The 16231-nt window shown below is 59.2% G+C and carries 17 protein-coding genes; 10 read left to right on the top strand and 7 right to left on the bottom strand.

Annotated elements, in window-relative coordinates; translation table 11 throughout:
- Positions 1 to 30 precede the first annotated feature (30 nt).
- Positions 31 to 1110, bottom strand: coding sequence for an endonuclease/exonuclease/phosphatase family protein (locus tag FGA82_RS06630; protein WP_141126465.1), 1080 nt, complete (start codon positions 1108 to 1110; stop codon positions 31 to 33).
- 75 nt (positions 1111 to 1185) lie between these two features.
- On the bottom strand, positions 1186 to 1860 hold the full coding sequence (locus FGA82_RS06625) for a YciC family protein (RefSeq protein ID WP_141126464.1): 675 nt from the start codon (positions 1858 to 1860) through the stop codon (positions 1186 to 1188).
- Positions 1861 to 2038: 178 nt separating this feature from the next.
- On the opposite strand from FGA82_RS06625, the gene FGA82_RS06620 reads away from it, so the two are divergent.
- From FGA82_RS06620 to FGA82_RS06610, 3 genes are all read left to right on the top strand, one after another.
- Entirely contained in the window at positions 2039 to 2797 is a 759-nt protein-coding gene (locus FGA82_RS06620; protein WP_141126635.1) for a DUF2076 domain-containing protein, read from the top strand.
- 138 nt (positions 2798 to 2935) lie between these two features.
- Positions 2936 to 3415: an NYN domain-containing protein gene (locus FGA82_RS06615; RefSeq protein ID WP_007949802.1), complete on the top strand. Its 480-nt coding sequence runs from the start codon at positions 2936 to 2938 to the stop codon at positions 3413 to 3415.
- Between the two features lie 35 nt (positions 3416 to 3450).
- Positions 3451 to 4056, top strand: coding sequence for a 3'-5' exonuclease (locus FGA82_RS06610; RefSeq protein ID WP_141126463.1), 606 nt, complete (start codon positions 3451 to 3453; stop codon positions 4054 to 4056).
- Between the two features lie 129 nt (positions 4057 to 4185).
- Here the strand turns inward: FGA82_RS06610 and FGA82_RS06605 are convergent, their stop codons facing one another.
- Entirely contained in the window at positions 4186 to 4641 is a 456-nt protein-coding gene (locus FGA82_RS06605; protein WP_141126462.1) for an Lrp/AsnC family transcriptional regulator, read from the bottom strand.
- 163 nt (positions 4642 to 4804) lie between these two features.
- On the opposite strand from FGA82_RS06605, the gene yedA reads away from it, so the two are divergent.
- Entirely contained in the window at positions 4805 to 5740 is a 936-nt protein-coding gene (yedA, locus tag FGA82_RS06600) for a drug/metabolite exporter YedA (protein ID WP_141126461.1), read from the top strand.
- 52 nt (positions 5741 to 5792) lie between these two features.
- Positions 5793 to 7130, top strand: coding sequence for a DEAD/DEAH box helicase (locus tag FGA82_RS06595; RefSeq protein WP_141126460.1), 1338 nt, complete (start codon positions 5793 to 5795; stop codon positions 7128 to 7130).
- A 95-nt stretch (positions 7131 to 7225) separates the two neighbouring features.
- On the opposite strand, the gene FGA82_RS06590 is transcribed toward FGA82_RS06595, so the two are convergent.
- The gene (locus tag FGA82_RS06590; RefSeq protein WP_141126459.1) at positions 7226 to 8464 is read right to left on the bottom strand and encodes a TIGR03862 family flavoprotein; all 1239 of its coding nucleotides are present in this window, start codon (positions 8462 to 8464) and stop codon (positions 7226 to 7228) included.
- Positions 8465 to 8758: 294 nt separating this feature from the next.
- Positions 8759 to 9679 (bottom strand): histone deacetylase family protein, encoded by a 921-nt coding sequence (locus FGA82_RS06585; RefSeq protein ID WP_141126458.1) that lies wholly within the window; start codon positions 9677 to 9679, stop codon positions 8759 to 8761.
- An 82-nt stretch (positions 9680 to 9761) separates the two neighbouring features.
- Between FGA82_RS06585 and FGA82_RS06580 the strand changes: the two genes are divergently transcribed.
- The 3 genes from FGA82_RS06580 to FGA82_RS06570 all read left to right on the top strand — a co-directional run bounded on the left by FGA82_RS06580 (position 9762) and on the right by FGA82_RS06570 (position 11900).
- A complete protein-coding gene (locus tag FGA82_RS06580; RefSeq protein WP_141126457.1) occupies positions 9762 to 10331 on the top strand; it encodes a GNAT family N-acetyltransferase in 570 nt (189 codons plus the stop codon).
- 109 nt (positions 10332 to 10440) lie between these two features.
- A complete protein-coding gene (tesB, locus tag FGA82_RS06575; RefSeq protein WP_141126456.1) occupies positions 10441 to 11310 on the top strand; it encodes an acyl-CoA thioesterase II in 870 nt (289 codons plus the stop codon).
- The gene (locus FGA82_RS06570) at positions 11307 to 11900 is read left to right on the top strand and encodes an HAD family hydrolase (RefSeq protein ID WP_141126455.1); all 594 of its coding nucleotides are present in this window, start codon (positions 11307 to 11309) and stop codon (positions 11898 to 11900) included. The genes tesB and FGA82_RS06570 overlap by 4 nt, the downstream gene beginning before the upstream one ends.
- 115 nt (positions 11901 to 12015) lie before the next feature.
- Here FGA82_RS06570 and FGA82_RS06565 read toward each other — a convergent pair whose 3' ends face one another.
- Both FGA82_RS06565 and ypfJ read right to left on the bottom strand, forming a co-directional pair.
- Positions 12016 to 12966 (bottom strand): alpha/beta hydrolase, encoded by a 951-nt coding sequence (locus tag FGA82_RS06565; RefSeq protein ID WP_141126454.1) that lies wholly within the window; start codon positions 12964 to 12966, stop codon positions 12016 to 12018.
- Positions 12967 to 13857: a KPN_02809 family neutral zinc metallopeptidase gene (gene ypfJ, locus FGA82_RS06560; RefSeq protein ID WP_141126453.1), complete on the bottom strand. Its 891-nt coding sequence runs from the start codon at positions 13855 to 13857 to the stop codon at positions 12967 to 12969.
- Positions 13858 to 13965: 108 nt separating this feature from the next.
- On the opposite strand from ypfJ, the gene FGA82_RS06555 reads away from it, so the two are divergent.
- Both FGA82_RS06555 and FGA82_RS06550 read left to right on the top strand, forming a co-directional pair.
- The gene (locus tag FGA82_RS06555; RefSeq protein WP_141126452.1) at positions 13966 to 14796 is read left to right on the top strand and encodes a hypothetical protein; all 831 of its coding nucleotides are present in this window, start codon (positions 13966 to 13968) and stop codon (positions 14794 to 14796) included.
- Positions 14797 to 14815: 19 nt separating this feature from the next.
- Positions 14816 to 16216 carry a hypothetical protein gene (locus FGA82_RS06550; RefSeq protein WP_141126451.1) on the top strand — a complete coding sequence of 467 codons (1401 nt, stop codon included), beginning with the start codon at positions 14816 to 14818 and terminating at the stop codon, positions 16214 to 16216.
- Positions 16217 to 16231: the final 15 nt, after the last annotated feature.

The following is a 16231-nucleotide window of genomic DNA, read 5'->3' as shown; positions in this document are numbered from 1 at the left end:
GGGCGACGGGTCGATATTCCTCGGCCCTGACTAGGGCGCCGCCGGTAGCAGGAAGCGCGCAATCACCGGCAAGTGATCGGAGATGCGTAACGTGTCGTCCTGGCGCACCGTTGCTTCGACCCGTTTGATCTTCGGGCTGTAGAACAGATAGTCGACCGTGCGATCCGGGCCGTTCAGGCCAGGATCGTTGGGATAGTGGGTCAGCCATTGCGCACGGTCGATGCCGCTGGCTTCGTTGTTGGTCGGGATCATCGGGTACTTGTCCCACAGCAGATGCAGTTCGCTGTCGGCTGAGTAGGGCGTGCGTTGTTCGGCGGACAAACGGCGATACTGACCAAGCGGTAACAGATTGAAGTCGCCGCCGATCAACCACGGCAGACCCTGACTTTCGTACTTGTCGAGCACTTTGGCCACGGCGCTCACTTGCGCCCGCAACGTGTCGTCGGGTTGCCTGGCGCGCTCGAGATGGGTATTGAACACGGTCAATTGTCCGCCATCGCTCAGCGGCAGTTTGGTCGCGAGCAACGCATCTTTTGGCTGGAACTGGCGGCTGATGAAGTTGGCTGAGGCGACCGGCAATTGCAGGCGCTCGGCGTGTTCGATGCGGTAGCGGCTCAGGGTCGCCAGTTGTCGCCCGACGCTGCCGAAAATATGCGAGTCGGGGACGAATTCGGCTTTCCAGTCAAACGCGCTGGCGCTGCACGGATACAGGTCGGCAACGCGTTCCTGCAATAACTTCAGTTGATCCTGATAGTCACTGGCCTTGGCGCCGTCATCCAGTTCCTGCAACAGCACCACATCCGGCTGCTCATCGCGGATCACCCGCGCCACTTCGTCGAGGCTGAAGGCCATGTCTTCCAGGGTCGGCGCTTCATCGTTGCCCTGGGCCAGATCATTCCAGAACACGTAGCGCTTGCCGGCCAGGTACTGCACGTTCCAGGTCATGACTTTCAGCGCCTGGCCCGGCACCAGCGTCGGTGGCGTCCCCGTGCAACTGACCGGCAGGGTCTCGCGGGCGTCGGGGCGCCAGGTCAGGCTGAAGATCAGCGCGCCGATCAGCACGAGGGTGAGCACGGCAAGTAGCAGGGTGTAGCGCAGTAGACGGGTCATGGCTCGGCTTATAGCGTTACAGAAAGTGGCCCCGAGCATACCTGACGGCCGTCTCGAAGCCCAAGCGCAGTGCTGTCAGATTGCTCTGTCACGTTTGTCAGGCAATTCGCTGATCAGCATGAACAGGCGGAACAACACCACGCTGGTGAACAGTTGCAGGAAGCTGTGAGCACTGTCGATCAGTATGGCGATCACCGGGTTTTGCGGCTCGGGGTACACCGCCAGCGTCGCACCTTTGAGCAACCACAGCGGCGTCATCACACAGAGAATGCACAACAGGATCCGCCAGAAATGCCCACGGGTCAGGCGCAGGCTTTCTTTCATCGCCTGCAAGGGCCCCATGCCGCGCAGCACCAGCAGGTACTCGCCGAACGCGAGCATCACCATCAACATCAGGCCCGGCAGGAAATACAGCGACAGGCCCAACAGAATCAGCAAGGTATTGAGCGCAGTGAGCAACGCGAAGCGCGGCCACAGAGTGGCGGCCATCGCCAGCAGATCACGGTTGCGCGGCGTCTCGCCACGGCTGCGCGCATCGAGGAACAGGATCAGCGCCGCGGTGTACAGCGGATACACCAGCAGACCGACGACGATGCTGATCGCCGAGATGTTTTCCGGCCCGCTGGCACGATCGACCACTTGTTGTAAAAACGCTTCGAAAATCACCAGCGGCAGGCACAACCGCACGATGCTGCCTAAATGGCGTTTGAAAAAATACAGAGAGTCGCGCAGTACTTCGAGGGCATTCATCAGTCGGTATCGCAGGTCGAAAACAGTGGCTCACTTTAACCGATGATGGCTGGTGCGACACAAACGTAAACATTCGGTAAAGGTCATTGAAACGTTTTGTCACCGTCTCCATTACAGGAGAGCACCTCGGCCAACGTGGACGAGGGCAATGTTATCCCCGGCAATCTACGAGGTCGCCATGAACAGCGAAGAGCAAACCCTGATCGATGGACTGTTTTCCCGGCTGCAACAGGCCGAAACGGAGGCAGCCCCGCGCGATGCCCAGGCAGAGACGCGGATCAAGGAACACCTGACCCGCCAGCCGGCGGCAGGTTATTTCATGACCCAGGCGATTCTGGTGCAAGAGGCGGCGCTCAAGAGCCTCGACGAGCAGAACAAGCAACTGACTCAACAGGTCCAGCAGTTGCAAGCCGAGTTGCAAGCGGCCAAGGCGCAGAGTGCCGCACCGGCGCCGAGCGGTGGTGGCGGTTTCCTCTCGAGCATCTTCGGCGGTAGCCCGCGTCCGGCGCCGACCCAGAGTGCCGCCCCGGCGTCCACTGGCGGTTGGCGTGAGCCGGCACCGCAGCAGAATTATGCGGCCCCAGCGCCACAACAGAACTTCGGCGCGCCGCCGCCTAACTATGCGCAACAAGCCGCTCCGGCAGCCGGTAGCAGTTTCCTCGGCGGCGCCCTGAAAACCGCCGCCGGTGTGGCCGGTGGCGTGATGCTGGCGCAGGGCATCAGCAGTCTGTTCCATCACAACCAGCAGCCGGAAGAAATCGTTGAAGTGATCAAGGAAGAGCCGGCACAGGTCGCCGACCAGAGCAACAACGGCTGGGGCGATGATCAGCGTGTGGCGGATAACGGCTTCTCTGGCAATGATCAGGGCGGATTCACCGACACCGACTACAGCGACGACAACTCATCGTTCTTTGATGACGACGATTCCTTCGTCTGATTCACCATTCGTCCGGAGCCCCTGAGGGCTCCGGGCCGATTATTCGCGGAACCCTCCTGATGGCTGGCATACTGAGCGCCTTTTTCGGGCCTGGCGCCTGATCCCGCTTCGTGCGCTTGCGCGCCCACAGGAACTCCGGTGAAAAAAATCGCAGTGTTCGCCGACGTGCAGAACCTCTACTACACCGTGCGTCAGGCTTATGGTTGTCACTTCAACTATGCCGCATTGTGGGCCGACATCAGCAAGGACGGGCAGATCGTCGAGGCCTACGCCTACGCGATCGACCGTGGCGACAGCAAGCAGCAGCAGTTCCAGCAGATCCTGCGCAACCTCGGTTTCACCGTGAAGCTCAAACCCTACATCCAGCGCAGCGACGGCTCGGCCAAGGGCGACTGGGACGTCGGCATCACCCTCGACATCATGGACGCCGCCGACCATGTCGACGAAATCGTCCTGGCCTCCGGTGATGGCGATTTCGACATGCTGCTCGAACGCATCATCAGCAAGCACGGCGTGCAGGCAGTCGCCTACGGCGTGCCCGGCCTGACGGCCAACTCGCTGATCCGCGCCGCCAGCCGTTATGTGCCGATCGAAGGCGCGCTGCTGTTAAAAAATTAAGCTGAAGAATTGATTTGTACGGAGTTGAACCCGGTTTGGAACGCATTGCAGTCATCGACTTTGAAACCACTGGCCTGTCGCCGAACAGCAACTGTCGCGCCACGGAAATCGCCGTGGTCATGCTGGAAAACGGCCGCATCGTCGAGCGTTACCAGAGCCTGATGAACGCTGGCGTGCGCGTCCCCGCGTTCATCGAACAACTGACCGGCATCAGCAACGCCATGCTGCGCACCGCGCCGTCGGCCGAGCAGGTGATGAACGAGGTCAATGAGTTTGTCGGCTGCACGCCGTTGGTGGCGCACAACGCATCGTTCGACCAGAAGTTTTGGGACTTTGAACTGGCGCGGATAAAGCGCACACGGTTGCAGAACTTTGCCTGTTCGCTGTTGCTGGCGCGGCGGCTGATGCCGGCTGCGCCGAACCACAAGCTCGGCACGCTGACTACGTTCGCGCGCCTGCCGCACACCGGCCAGGCTCACCGGGCGATGGCGGATGCGGAGATGGCGGCCAATCTGATGGCGCATCTGGCTGAAGAATTGCGCGGCAAGCATGGCGTGCGTGAACTGTCCCATGACCTGCTGTGCAAGTTGCAGAAAGTCCCTGCCGCCAAAGTCAGCGAGCACCTGCAGCGCTATCGCTAATCCCCAATCCAGCACGCAACCCCTTTGGGAGCGAGCCTGCTCGCGAATACGGTTTTTCATTCAACATTGATGTTGTCTGATACACCGCTTTCGCGAGCAGGCTCGCTCCCACAGGTGGCATTATTGTCCTCAGGATTTACCGTTGTTTTCGATGTGGCCGAGCGGCACGCGCTTTTCGATTGCGCTCGACAACACAATCGAGGTCTTGCTGAAACCAAACTTCGCCACGCGATTGATCAGCTCCTCCAACTCCGTCATCGATCCCACTGCGGCCTTCATCATCACGCACGGATCGCCCGTCACTCGAAAGCACTCGGTCAGTTGCGGGATTTTCACCAGTTCGTCGTAGACCTTCTGACTGCCGTTCTGGTGCAGACGCAACTCGATCATGCACTGGATAGGTAAGCCGATTTTCGACAGGTCGATTTTCGCCTCATATCCGGTGATTACCCCGGTTGCCTCAAGCTTGGCCACGCGTTCGGCCACGGCGGGCGCTGACAGGTTCACCTTGCGCGCCAGATCGGCGTAAGACGCACGGCCGTTTTCGAGCAGAGCGCTGAGCAGCATGCGGTCGTATTTGTCCAAGACCGGACTCCTGAAAATGCCAGACTTTCGAAATCGCGGTTTAAGCCGTCGATCTCCGTGTTTTCCAAAGTGTACCGGCGCTATAAACAGGTTTTGTAACTTATTTTTGCTCGTCAGCCTTTCTAGAATAATCCATCCCCTGACCCAGACTTTCGAGTTGCCCATGCCTGCCTTGCGCCGTTTTTCCTTGCCGCTGATCGCCGCGTTTTTTGCGTTGTACGTGATTTGGGGATCGACCTATCTGGTGATCCGCATCGGCGTCGAGTACTGGCCACCGCTGATGCTCGGTGGTGTGCGCTTCGTGATTGCGGGCACGTTGATGTACGCGTTCCTGCGCTGGCGCGGGGCTCCGGCGCCGACCTGGGCGCAGTGGAAAGCGGCGGGGATCATCGGGATTTTGCTGCTCAGCTTCGGTAATGGCGCGGTGAGCGTGGCCGAGCACACGGGCGTGGCTTCCGGTGTTGCTGCGTTGGCGGTGGCGACGGTGCCGCTGTTCACTTTGCTCTGTGGATATTTCTGGGGCGCGCGCAATACCCGTCTGGAATGGGCCGGGGTGGCGTTGGGGATTATCGGTATTGCCATGCTCAACATGGGCTCCAACCTGCAATCGAGCCCGATGGGCGCAGCGCTGCTGATTTTTGCGGCGGCGACCTGGGCGTTCGGTTCGGTGTGGAGCAAACATTTGCCGTTGCCGCAGGGGGCGATGGCCAGTGCGGTGGAAATGCTGGTTGGCGGTGTGGTGCTGCTGATTGGTAGCGCCGTCAGTGGTGAACACTTGCAAGCGATGCCCCCGGTTGAGGGCTGGCTGGCGCTGGCGTACCTGATCTTCTTCGGCTCGATCATCGCTTTCAACTCCTACATGTACCTGCTCAAGCACGTGCGTCCGGCGGCGGCGACCAGTTATGCCTACGTCAACCCGGCAGTCGCGGTGTTGCTGGGCATCGTGTTTGTCGGCGAGACCATCGGCATCGAAGAAGCGCTGGCGATGCTGGTGATCATCAGCGCCGTGGTGTTGATTGGTTTGCCGCAGTGGCGCCGCCCGGCACAGCCGCCAGTCGCAGCGCCGACAGCCGTTCCCGCGGAACAGCGTACGAATTAGGGTAAACTGCGCGACATTGCATGCCTGCGTCATTTTTTCCTACGGTACTTCCATGACTTTCGCCACCCTTGGCCTGATCGAACCCTTGCTGCGCTCCCTCGAGAAGCTCGGCTACCAGACCCCGACGCCGGTGCAGGCGCAAGCCATCCCGGCCGTTCTGGCCGGTCGCGACCTGATGGCCGCCGCCCAGACCGGTACCGGCAAAACCGCCGGTTTCGCCTTGCCGCTGCTGCAGTTACTGGCCATGGAAGGGCCGAAAGTCGCTGCCAACTCGGCGCGTGCGCTGATTCTGGTGCCGACCCGCGAGCTGGCTGAACAGGTTCACGAAGCCGTGCGCCAATACGCCGAAAACCTGCCGCTGCGCACATACGCGGTGTACGGCGGCGTCAGCATCAACCCACAAATGATGAAGCTGCGCGGCGGCGTCGATGTGCTGGTCGCCACGCCAGGTCGCCTGATCGACCTGTTCCGCCAGAACGCGCTGAAACTCGATCAGTTGCAGACTCTGGTGCTGGATGAAGCCGATCGCATGCTCGACCTGGGCTTCTCCGAAGAACTGGCGAACATTTATCGCATGCTGCCGAAGAAGCGCCAGACACTGCTGTTCTCCGCGACCTTCTCCGATGATATCCGCCTGCTGGCCGGGCAGATGCTCAACGATCCGCTGACCGTCGAAGTCAGCCCGCGCAACGTCGCGGCCAACACCGTCAAGCAGTGGATCGTAACGGTGGACAAGAAGCGCAAGGCCGAACTGTTCGTGCACCTGATGCGCAAGAACAAGTGGAAGCAGGTGCTGGTCTTTGCCAAGACCCGCAACGGCGTGGATGCGCTGGTGGAAAAACTTCAGGGCCTCGGTGTGAATGCCGACGGTATCCACGGCGACAAACCGCAGGCGACCCGTCAGCGTGCGCTGGATCGTTTCAAACTCAGTGAAGTGCAGATTCTCGTGGCCACCGACGTTGCTGCGCGAGGCTTGGATATCGAAGATCTGCCGCTGGTGATCAACTTCGATTTGCCGATCGTGGCTGAAGACTACATCCATCGCATTGGTCGTACCGGTCGTGCAGGCGCGACGGGCGAGGCGATCTCGCTGGTTTGCGCGGATGAAGTGAACATGTTGTCGGCAATTGAAATGCTGACGCGGCAGACGTTGAATCGTCAGAACGAACCGGATTTCGAACCTGAGCACCGCGTGCCGGACACCGATGCCAGCGGTCAGGTGATCAAGAAGCCGAAGAAACCGAAGAAGCCGAAAGCTTCCGGTGGTGGTGGCAAGCGTAATCTGGGCAAGTGGGTGGATAGCGGCGAGACGCAGGCGCCGGAGCCTTCGATCAAGCCTGTACGTAAAGTACCGGTGTTCAACACCGGCCCTCGTAAGCGTAAACCGTAACTCCTGTAGGAGCTGCGGCACGCTGCGATCTTTTGATCTTGATTGCCGAAGATCAAAAGATCGCAGCCTCGTTTCACTCGTCAGCTCCTACAGGGTTAGGGGTGTTTGAGCCACTGTAGGATCCCCGACCCTGCCGCCCGGCCGCTGGCGAAACAGCCTGTCAGCAGGTAGCCGCCCGTCGGTGCTTCCCAATCCAGCATCTCCCCCGCGCAGAACACCCCCGGCAACGCCTTGAGCATCAAGCGCTCATCCATCGCCTCGAACGTCACGCCACCGGCACTGCTGATTGCTTCGTCCAGCGGCCGCGTTTTGACCAACGTCAGCGGTAGCGCCTTGATCGCTCGCGCCAATAACGCCGGATCAGCGAAGGTCGCCGCATCAGTGAGTTCCCGTAACAACGCCGCTTTCACCCCATCAATGCCGACCTGACTGTGCAGATGCTTGGCCATCGAGCGCGACCCCCTTGGCTTGCTCAACGCTGCCTGCAATTTATCCACAGGCCGGCCGGGCAGCAGGTCGATGTGAACAACCGCCGCGCCATACTGATTGATCGCCTCACGAATCGGCGCTGACAGCGCGTAAATCAGACTGCCTTCAATCCCGGTCGCGGTGATCACGCATTCACCCAAGCGCGGAATGTCATCGTTCAAACCAATGGCGATATTTTTCAGCGGCGCGCCGGCGAATTTGCTGACCATCAATTCGCTCCAGGCCTGCACCTCGAAGCCGCAATTACTTGGTTGCAACGGCGCCAGTCCTACACCGCGTTGTTCCAGCGGTAGCATCCACGCGCCGTCGGAACCGAGGCGCGACCAACTGCCGCCGCCGAGGGCGAGCAGGGTGGCGTCGGGTTTGACGGTGATTTCACCTTCCGGGCTGTCGATGCGCAGCGCACCGTGTTCATCCCAGCCGAGCCAGCGATGGCGTGTGTGGATAACTACGCCGCTGTCGCGCAGACGCTTGAGCCAGGCGCGAAGTAGCGGCGCGGCTTTCATGTCGGTAGGGAATACGCGGCCGGAGCTGCCGATAAAGGTTTCGATGCCCAGATCGTGAATCCATGTGCACAACGCATCGGCGTCGAAGCCGCGCAACAACGGGGCGATTTGCGGTGCGCGTTCGGCGTAGCGCGAGAGGAACGCCGGGTACGCTTCGGAGTGGGTGATGTTCATCCCGCCAACGCCAGCCAGCAGGAATTTGCGGCCCACCGAGGGCATGCCGTCGTACAGGTCGACGCGGATTCCGGCCTGGCTCAGCACTTCAGCGGCCATCAGGCCGGCAGGGCCACCGCCGAAGATGGCGACGTGAGCGGGGGAGGAGGCGGAGTTCTGGGTCATGGCGTGCGCTGCGGTATGGCGGGATAAGCCGGGCATTCTAACAGCGCAAACCAGTGTGGGAGATCCTTGTGGGAGCGAGCCTGCTCGCGAAAGCGGTGGGTCAGTCAATTAAATGTTGAGTGCACCGACGCCTTCGCGAGCAAGCTCGCTCCCACAGGGGGATTTTCGTTTGATTCAGTACCTGGTTAAAAAATAGTCAGTACGCTGTGAGCCTCGGCCATTATGGGCTGTAGGCCCTTTCACGCAGGTTATCCACAGGCAGTTCCACAGCGATTGTGGGTAACGCAGCACAGCTCAATGACAACCGTGTGACTGCCAGACCCGTTGCGCACTGTGATGGAGGATGCCGTGGCGGCGGGCGAGGGCGTGGCGATCCTTGCTGTAGCCGCCGCCGATTACGCCCATCACCGGTATGTCGCGGCCCAGGCAATGGCGCATCACGCTTTCATCGCGTGCGGCAACGCCTTCGTCGGTCAGTTGCAAATAACCGAGGGCATCGTCCTTGTGCACGTCCACTCCGGCGTCGTACAGCACCAGATCCGGTTGATACAGCGGCAGCAAATAATTGAGCGTGTCATCCACGACTTTCAAGTAGTCAGCATCGCCCATGCCTTTGGGCAGCGGAATGTCCCAGTCACTTTCGGCTTTGCGTGCAGGAAAATTCTTCTCGCAGTGCAGGGAAACGGTAATCGCCTCCGGCGTGTCATGCAGGATTCGTGCGGTGCCGTCGCCCTGATGTACATCGCAATCGAAGATCAGCACGCGATTCACGCGACCGCTTTGCAGCAGGTAATGGCTGATGATCGCCAGGTCATTGAAGATGCAGAAGCCTGCCGGATAGTCGTAGTGCGCGTGATGAGTGCCGCCCGCCAAGTGACAGGCCAGTCCATGCTCCAGGGCTTTTTCCGCCGCCAGAATCGAACCGCCGACCGCGCGCACCGTGCGCCGCGCCAAGGCTTCGTTCCATGGCAGGCCGAGACGCCGCTGGTCTTCGCGGGACAACTCGCCGCTCATGTAGCGTTCGATATACGCACGGTCATGGGCGAGGGCGAGGATGTCGTTGGGGCAGATCTCCGGGCGCAGCAGGTCGGCATCGCGGGTCAGACCGCTGTCGACCAAGTGATCACGCAGCAGGCGAAACTTGTCCATCGGGAAGCGGTGATTTGCCGGAAACTCCGGGCTGTAGTCTTCGTGGTAGATCAGCGGCAGTGGCATGGCGATTTCGTGTAGGAACGTAGGAAAGAGTGAAGGATCCTACCAGCGATGTAGACTTGCGGCATGGAAACGGAGGGGCACGATGGAGCCGATACTGGAACTCGAAAGCGCACGCCTGCTGATGCGTCAGTGGCAGGACGAGGATTTGCCAGCATTTGCAGCGATGTGCGCCGATCCTCAGGTGATGCGCTACTTCCCGGCAGCGTTGAGCCGACTGGAAAGCGCCTCAATGATCGGCCGCGTGCGCGGGCATTTTGCCGAGCACGGTTTTGGCCTTTGGGCACTGGAGCGCAAGGACAGCGGAGAATTCATCGGTTTCACCGGGCTCGGCGTGGTCGGCTTTGATGCGCCGTTCACTCCAGCAGTGGAAATCGGCTGGCGCCTGGCCAAGGAACATTGGGGGCTGGGCTACGCCAGTGAGGCGGCGTGGACCGCTCTGCGTTGCGGCTTTGATCGATTGACGCTGAAGGAAATCGTCTCCTTCACCGCGCAATCCAATCTGCCGTCGGAGAAAGTCATGCAGGCGATCGGCATGCATCACGCCCCGGAAGATGATTTCGATCACCCCAAGCTTGCCGTCGATCATCCATTGCGCCGGCATGTGCTCTACCGCATCACCCGCGAACAATGGCTGCAAACCTTGCATGGATAAGCCGACACGGACGTTTACAATGGCCGCCATATCATTGGCCCGCGCCAGAATCTGAATCGGCCGCCGCAGCCAAGACTGCGCGGCATAGCTTTGTGTGAGGAGAGTCTGAATGAGCCAAGTGTTGGAAGATCTGGTCGACTTGCTGACCCTGGAACCGATCGAAGAAAACCTGTTCCGTGGCCGTAGCCAGGATCTGGGTTTCCGTCAGTTGTTCGGTGGCCAGGTGCTCGGTCAGTCGCTGTCGGCGGCTAGTCAGACGGTTGATGAGGCGCGTCATGTGCACTCGATGCACGGCTATTTCCTGCGTCCGGGCGATGCCAAGTTGCCGGTGGTTTATTCGGTTGATCGCGTGCGTGATGGCGGCAGTTTCAGCACTCGTCGGGTCACGGCGATTCAGAAGGGTCATCCGATCTTCACCTGCAGCGCATCGTTTCAATACGACGAGGCAGGTTTCGAGCACCAGAGTCAGATGCCCGTTGTGGTCGGCCCGGAAAACCTGCCGTCGGAGCTGGAATTGACTCAGCAACGCGCGCACCTGATTCCGGAACACATGCGGGAAAAACTGCTGTGCCCGAAACCGATCGAAGTACGCCCTGTCACTGAAAAAGACCCGTACAACCCGCAACCGGCGGATCCGGTGAAATACGTATGGTTCCGCGCCGACGGCGCTTTGGCCGACATCCCGGCGCTGCACAAATACCTGCTGGCCTACGCTTCGGACTTCGGTTTGCTGACCACCTCGATGCTGCCCCACGGCAAGTCGGTCTGGCAGAAAGACATGCAGGTCGCCAGCCTCGATCACGCGCTGTGGTTCCACAACGATTTGCGCGCCGATGACTGGTTGCTCTACGCAATGGACAGTCCGTGGGCCGGCAATTCCCGTGGCTTCTCCCGTGGCAGCGTGTACAACCGCGCCGGTCAACTGGTCGCGTCGGTGACGCAGGAAGGCTTGATCCGTCATCGCAAGGATTGGGCATGAGCCTGAAAGAGGTGAAGCACTGGGTGTTCGACATGGACGGCACGCTGACCGTCGCCGTGCATGATTTTGCAGCGATTCGCGTGGCGCTGGCGATTCCGCCGCAAGACGACATCCTTACTCATCTTGCGGCATTGCCGGCGGATGAGGCGGCGGCCAAACATGCCTGGTTGCTGGAGCACGAGCGCGATCTGGCGCTGGGTTCGACCCCGGCCAACGGGGCGGTAGAGCTGGTGCGTGATCTGCATGCGCGTGGTTATCGCCTCGGCATCCTCACCCGCAACGCGCGGGAGTTGGCGCATGTAACGCTGGAAGCCATTGGTCTGGCTGACTGCTTCGCAGTGGAAGATGTATTGGGCCGTGATGAAGCACCGCCGAAGCCGCATCCGGGTGGTTTGCTGAAGCTGGCAGACGCTTGGGAAGTACCGGCGAGCGAGATGGTGATGGTCGGTGATTACCGCTTTGATCTTGATTGCGGGCGAGCGGCGGGGGCGCGCACGGTGTTGGTGAATCTGCCGGATAACCCGTGGCCCGAGCTGACCGATTGGCATGCGAAGGATTGTGTCGAGTTGCGGCGAATGCTTCTGGCCTGAAATCTTGGCCGCTTTAGCGGGCCTCATCGCGAGCAGGCTCACTCCTACAATTGGAATGCGTTCCCCTGTAGGAGTGAGCCTGCTCGCGATGGCGTCAGATCAATCAGCACAAAACTTATTCGAACAACGCCTTCTGCCCCTCCGGCGAGGTCAGCATCCCATCGCCGTTATGCCCAACTCCGGGCACTTCCACCAGCCGCTGATTCACCCCTTCCGGGTGCCGACGCAGCAAATAGCCGAAGTAAAGTTTGCCACGCTCCAGGCGATACGCCCCTTGCGCCTCGGCTTCGCAACGCTTGTCCAACGCAGGATGCTTGGGATCGACGTCCTGCTGTCCAAGCAGATAAATCACCTCGCGTTTGACGTAACTGCTCTCAAGCTGCAACGGCGTTTGCCCACCGGCGTACACCGGCATGTCTGACAGACCGTACTTCCAGCGATTGAAACCCGCGCATTTGGCGTGATCGAACGCCACCGGCCGTTGTTCATTGAAGTAGGCATAAGAAGACGGATTGGCCACGACATAGCGCAAGCGAATGCCGTTGGCTTTCAGCGCAGGCTGTTCCTTGGCGAGCAGGGCATAGCGCTGCACCACCTGGCCGCCGCCGGAGTGGCCGAAGATCACGATCTGCTTCACGTCCGGAAACTGTTTGCGGTCGCTGATCCGTCCGACGATCTCATCGAGCGCGGCATATGAACTCAACGGATTCGGCCCTGTGGATAAGCCGCCGCCCATCCATTCGTTGCCTTGCCAGCGCAGCAGTGTCGGCGGCAGCGAATATAAGGCCACATCGCTTTCATTGAGGAACTGCGGCGCAATCACCAGCGTGTGAGCGCTTTGTCCTGCCAGTTCGGCGGCGCTCTCGGCGCTTTTGCGATAGGTTTCCGAGTTGCGCAAACGGCCATGAATGACGATCAGCACGCGCTCGATCTTCTCCGGCGCAGGACCAATGCCCACCGCCATTTCCCCGGCCTTGAGTTGCAAACGACCGGGGCTGATTGCATCGACACCGGCCGCTTGCGCGGTGCTGCCAACAATCAGTAACGCCAAAAGCCATTTATGCATTTACAGGTTTTTCGCCGCGAAGGTGTCGCACTGGCCGACCTGGCCCTGTGCGAATCCGGTTTTGAACCAGCGCACCCTTTGCGCCGACGTACCGTGGGTAAACGAGTCCGGCACCACACGGCCCTGACCCTGTTGTTGCAGGCGATCATCACCGATGGCGTTGGCTGCGTTCAAGGCTTCTTCGATGTCGCCCGGTTCCAGCCAGTTCAAGCGCTTCTGTGCGCTGTAGGCCCAGACGCCGGCGAGGCAGTCGGCCTGCAATTCCTGACGCACCAGCAAACCGCCGTCGCCTTCCATCTGCCGACCTTGCTGGCGGGCTGTCTGAATTTTCGCCGAGACGCCAAGAAGCGTCTGCACATGGTGTCCGACTTCGTGAGCGATCACGTAGGCCTGAGCGAAATCGCCGGCAGCCTTGAAGCGTTGCGACATTTCCTGAAAGAACGCCATGTCCAGGTAGACCTTCTGATCCGCCGGGCAGTAAAACGGGCCGGTGGCCGAGGTCGCAAGACCGCAGGCGGAATTGACCCGATTGCTGAACAGCACCAAGGTCGGATCTTTATATTGGCGGCCAGCCTGCTGGAAAATCGCGCCCCAGGTGTCTTCGGTATCGCCGAGGATCGAGCGGACGAATTCGGCCTGTTCATCGTTGGCCGGCGGGGCCTGACGGGTTTGCGAGGTCGGCGCCGATTGTTGTGTGGATTGCCCGGCGAGCTGACCGAGGATCTGCAGCGGATCCTGCCCGGTGATCCAGCCGATGCCGACGATCAGCAGGATCGCACCGAGGCTCAGGCCCTTGCCGCCACCGAAGCGCATGCCACCGCCACCACCGCCCATGTCATCGCCACGGGCGTCGACGACGTTGTCACTGCGTCGGCCTTTTTTCCATAACATGTGGGAATCCTCTGTCTGATCGTGGTGATGAGTGTTGCTGGTGTGTGATGCTGGCGCCAGTCCGATCGTCCGGCAAGGTTTTGAATTCAGACAGTGAGCATACAAGGAATGTCGATAAAAAAAGGGCAAGCAACATCGATAAGAAAGATGGCGCGGACGTTGGGTGACTACTTGAGCCCAAGCATCGGTAATGTGGATGAGTATTATCAGTGGCCGATCAATTGCCAAAAAATTAGCGACCTTACTCAACAGGACTTTTCGGAGATCGGCAGTGCCTATGAAAAGACCCTGAAAATGAAGGCGTGTTTGCGTCCAATGCTGGCAGATCCGAAGAGCAAAGAAGGATTGGATGCCGCACGTTTTCTGGTGGGTGAGTGGGGCGGGATTACCCCCAGCGTAAAGCTGTCTGAATGGGTGATTAAAGCCCGCTGTAGCCTTGATAAGGGGCCGGAGAAGATGGATGACATCTCACTGACCGGTGTGAGCTCATGGTCAAAGGTTGTCTCATGTCTGTATGACTGGGCGCCGATCTACGATTCCCGGGTCGCATTCTCCATCAATGCAATCAATTACATGAACGGTGATACCGAGGCGTTTTTACCAATGCCCGTCGGTCGAGGAGCCCGTTTGTCACTGATTAATCTGGAAAGCCTGTTCCTCTTGTCGAACCTGCGCTCTGGGGCGTTGGATTCGAGCATCTTGCTCAGCGCGCATGTGGGTAAGGAAATACGACCTCAGTTTCACATCCCGGTGAGATCAGCCTATCGAGAGTATGTACGGTTGGTGGCGCAGATCGGCGACTACCTCCAATTGGAAAGGGATCAACACTGTAAAATCGAAATGCTGTTATTTGCTTTAGCTCCCCACCAGGTATTCGCCGATCTGGTCAAGCGGCTTCTAATCGAGGGTTTTACGTCCGATGCCATTAAACAGGGATGATCGAAAGGGTATGACACGAATGGATGCGGTTGAAGAAACACTGGTTTTTTATGGCCTGATGAACTTGTCTACCATCGACCCCTTGGGCAATTTCGAGGGCGGTGAAATTGTTTTTGATGCCTTTCACGAATCGTTCGAGCGAAAAGCAGAGGCGGGTGCGCTTGGGCAAGATAGCCTGAGCGATGACATACGTTACCCGGTCGCGTTGTTTGCGATAAACCGAGTCGAGGCTTGGCGAACCTTGCAGGTGACCGTCCAGCAGTTCAACTCTCAGTCCTGGTGGAAAATCATCCTGCGGGCATCAACCAACGATGGGGTGGCCGTTCGATTTCTTTTGTCTGACGACAATGTGCAGCTGAAAAATGTTTATCGAGTGATCAGCATTACCCCAGCTGACCCTCCAGTGAATGAATCGCTTGATGCGTTGACGCAACTTCCGACTGCGCCACTGTTCGAGGGAGTAAACATCGATAAAGCCTTTCGCAATGCCGGTAGCCAATCCATCCGGGTCAATGTCGTCGATGTCGGGCAAGGAAACTTGAACGCGATTCAGAGTGGGTCTGACACCCATCTATTTTTTGATTTGGGGTGGCCAACGACGTTTCAAGATCGAGCTGGCTTGCCTCGGTTCAAGCCGGATTTATCCAGCGGTAGTGAGAGCACAGCACCTGTGGTGCTTTCTCACTGGGATTGGGATCACTGGGGCATGGCAATAGACACTGTGATTTTCCATCGTGGTGGAGGTTCGACCATTACCTGGCACATTCCGGCGCTGGATCGGCCGTGGATTGTGCCGGGTATCGGGTCAGATTGGGGCGGGGTCAAGCTCAGACCGTTGCATTGGCGATTTGTCCGAGAGCTCAATCGACGTGGACAGTTGTATTTGTGGCCCGCGTCCCATTCCGAAATGGAGTTTGACTACGTGTCGATTTATCGGACTCGCGAGATCAGTAGAGGACGTCGCGCCAATGATCCGAATCAAAATGGACTGGCCATGGTGGTGCATGAGAGGCGACCTTCTGATTCAGCGCGATTGAAAGGCATCTTGCTGCCAGGAGACGCTGACTTTATCAATATCCCGATCCTGCACGGAAGCAGGGTGCCTTATAAGTTCAATGGCCTTGTAGCCACTCATCACGGTGCAGCATTCACATATCAAGGGTGCCCGTCGACTTTTTCGAATTTTGCGCGAGTTGCTGTATCTGTGGGTTACAAGAACGGATATCGACATCCCAGGAAAATGGCACTGGCCACCTACGTGGCCAGAGGGTGGACCCATCAGGCTCGAACCGACTATCGACTCGATATGGAACCCCTTTACGATGAATATCTCGCAAATGTGACGCTGACATTGAACGGCATTGCATCGGGCGCAGCCATATACGCGTTTGCCAGTTCATCCCTTTACTGGTGGCGATGACGCGCCCTGCATTGA

Origin of the sequence: Pseudomonas fluorescens, from assembly GCF_005938625.1 — a bacterium.
In the GTDB taxonomy this organism is placed as follows: Bacteria; Pseudomonadota; Gammaproteobacteria; order Pseudomonadales; family Pseudomonadaceae; genus Aquipseudomonas; species Aquipseudomonas fluorescens_BD.
This window is presented reverse-complemented; position numbering and strand designations above follow the sequence as displayed.

Coding starts and splice junctions, on each gene's coding strand:
- FGA82_RS06555 (WP_141126452.1), top strand. CDS start 13,966: ATGTCGATAAAAAAAGGGCAAGCAACATCGATAAGAAAGATGGCGCGG.
- FGA82_RS06565 (WP_141126454.1), bottom strand. CDS start 12,966: ATGCATAAATGGCTTTTGGCGTTACTGATTGTTGGCAGCACCGCGCAA.
- FGA82_RS06620 (WP_141126635.1), top strand. CDS start 2,039: ATGAACAGCGAAGAGCAAACCCTGATCGATGGACTGTTTTCCCGGCTG.
- FGA82_RS06625 (WP_141126464.1), bottom strand. CDS start 1,860: ATGAATGCCCTCGAAGTACTGCGCGACTCTCTGTATTTTTTCAAACGC.
- FGA82_RS06580 (WP_141126457.1), top strand. CDS start 9,762: ATGGAGCCGATACTGGAACTCGAAAGCGCACGCCTGCTGATGCGTCAG.
- FGA82_RS06570 (WP_141126455.1), top strand. CDS start 11,307: ATGAGCCTGAAAGAGGTGAAGCACTGGGTGTTCGACATGGACGGCACG.
- yedA (WP_141126461.1), top strand. CDS start 4,805: ATGCCTGCCTTGCGCCGTTTTTCCTTGCCGCTGATCGCCGCGTTTTTT.
- FGA82_RS06550 (WP_141126451.1), top strand. CDS start 14,816: ATGGATGCGGTTGAAGAAACACTGGTTTTTTATGGCCTGATGAACTTG.
- FGA82_RS06630 (WP_141126465.1), bottom strand. CDS start 1,110: ATGACCCGTCTACTGCGCTACACCCTGCTACTTGCCGTGCTCACCCTC.
- FGA82_RS06595 (WP_141126460.1), top strand. CDS start 5,793: ATGACTTTCGCCACCCTTGGCCTGATCGAACCCTTGCTGCGCTCCCTC.
- ypfJ (WP_141126453.1), bottom strand. CDS start 13,857: ATGTTATGGAAAAAAGGCCGACGCAGTGACAACGTCGTCGACGCCCGT.
- FGA82_RS06590 (WP_141126459.1), bottom strand. CDS start 8,464: ATGACCCAGAACTCCGCCTCCTCCCCCGCTCACGTCGCCATCTTCGGC.
- tesB (WP_141126456.1), top strand. CDS start 10,441: ATGAGCCAAGTGTTGGAAGATCTGGTCGACTTGCTGACCCTGGAACCG.
- FGA82_RS06585 (WP_141126458.1), bottom strand. CDS start 9,679: ATGCCACTGCCGCTGATCTACCACGAAGACTACAGCCCGGAGTTTCCG.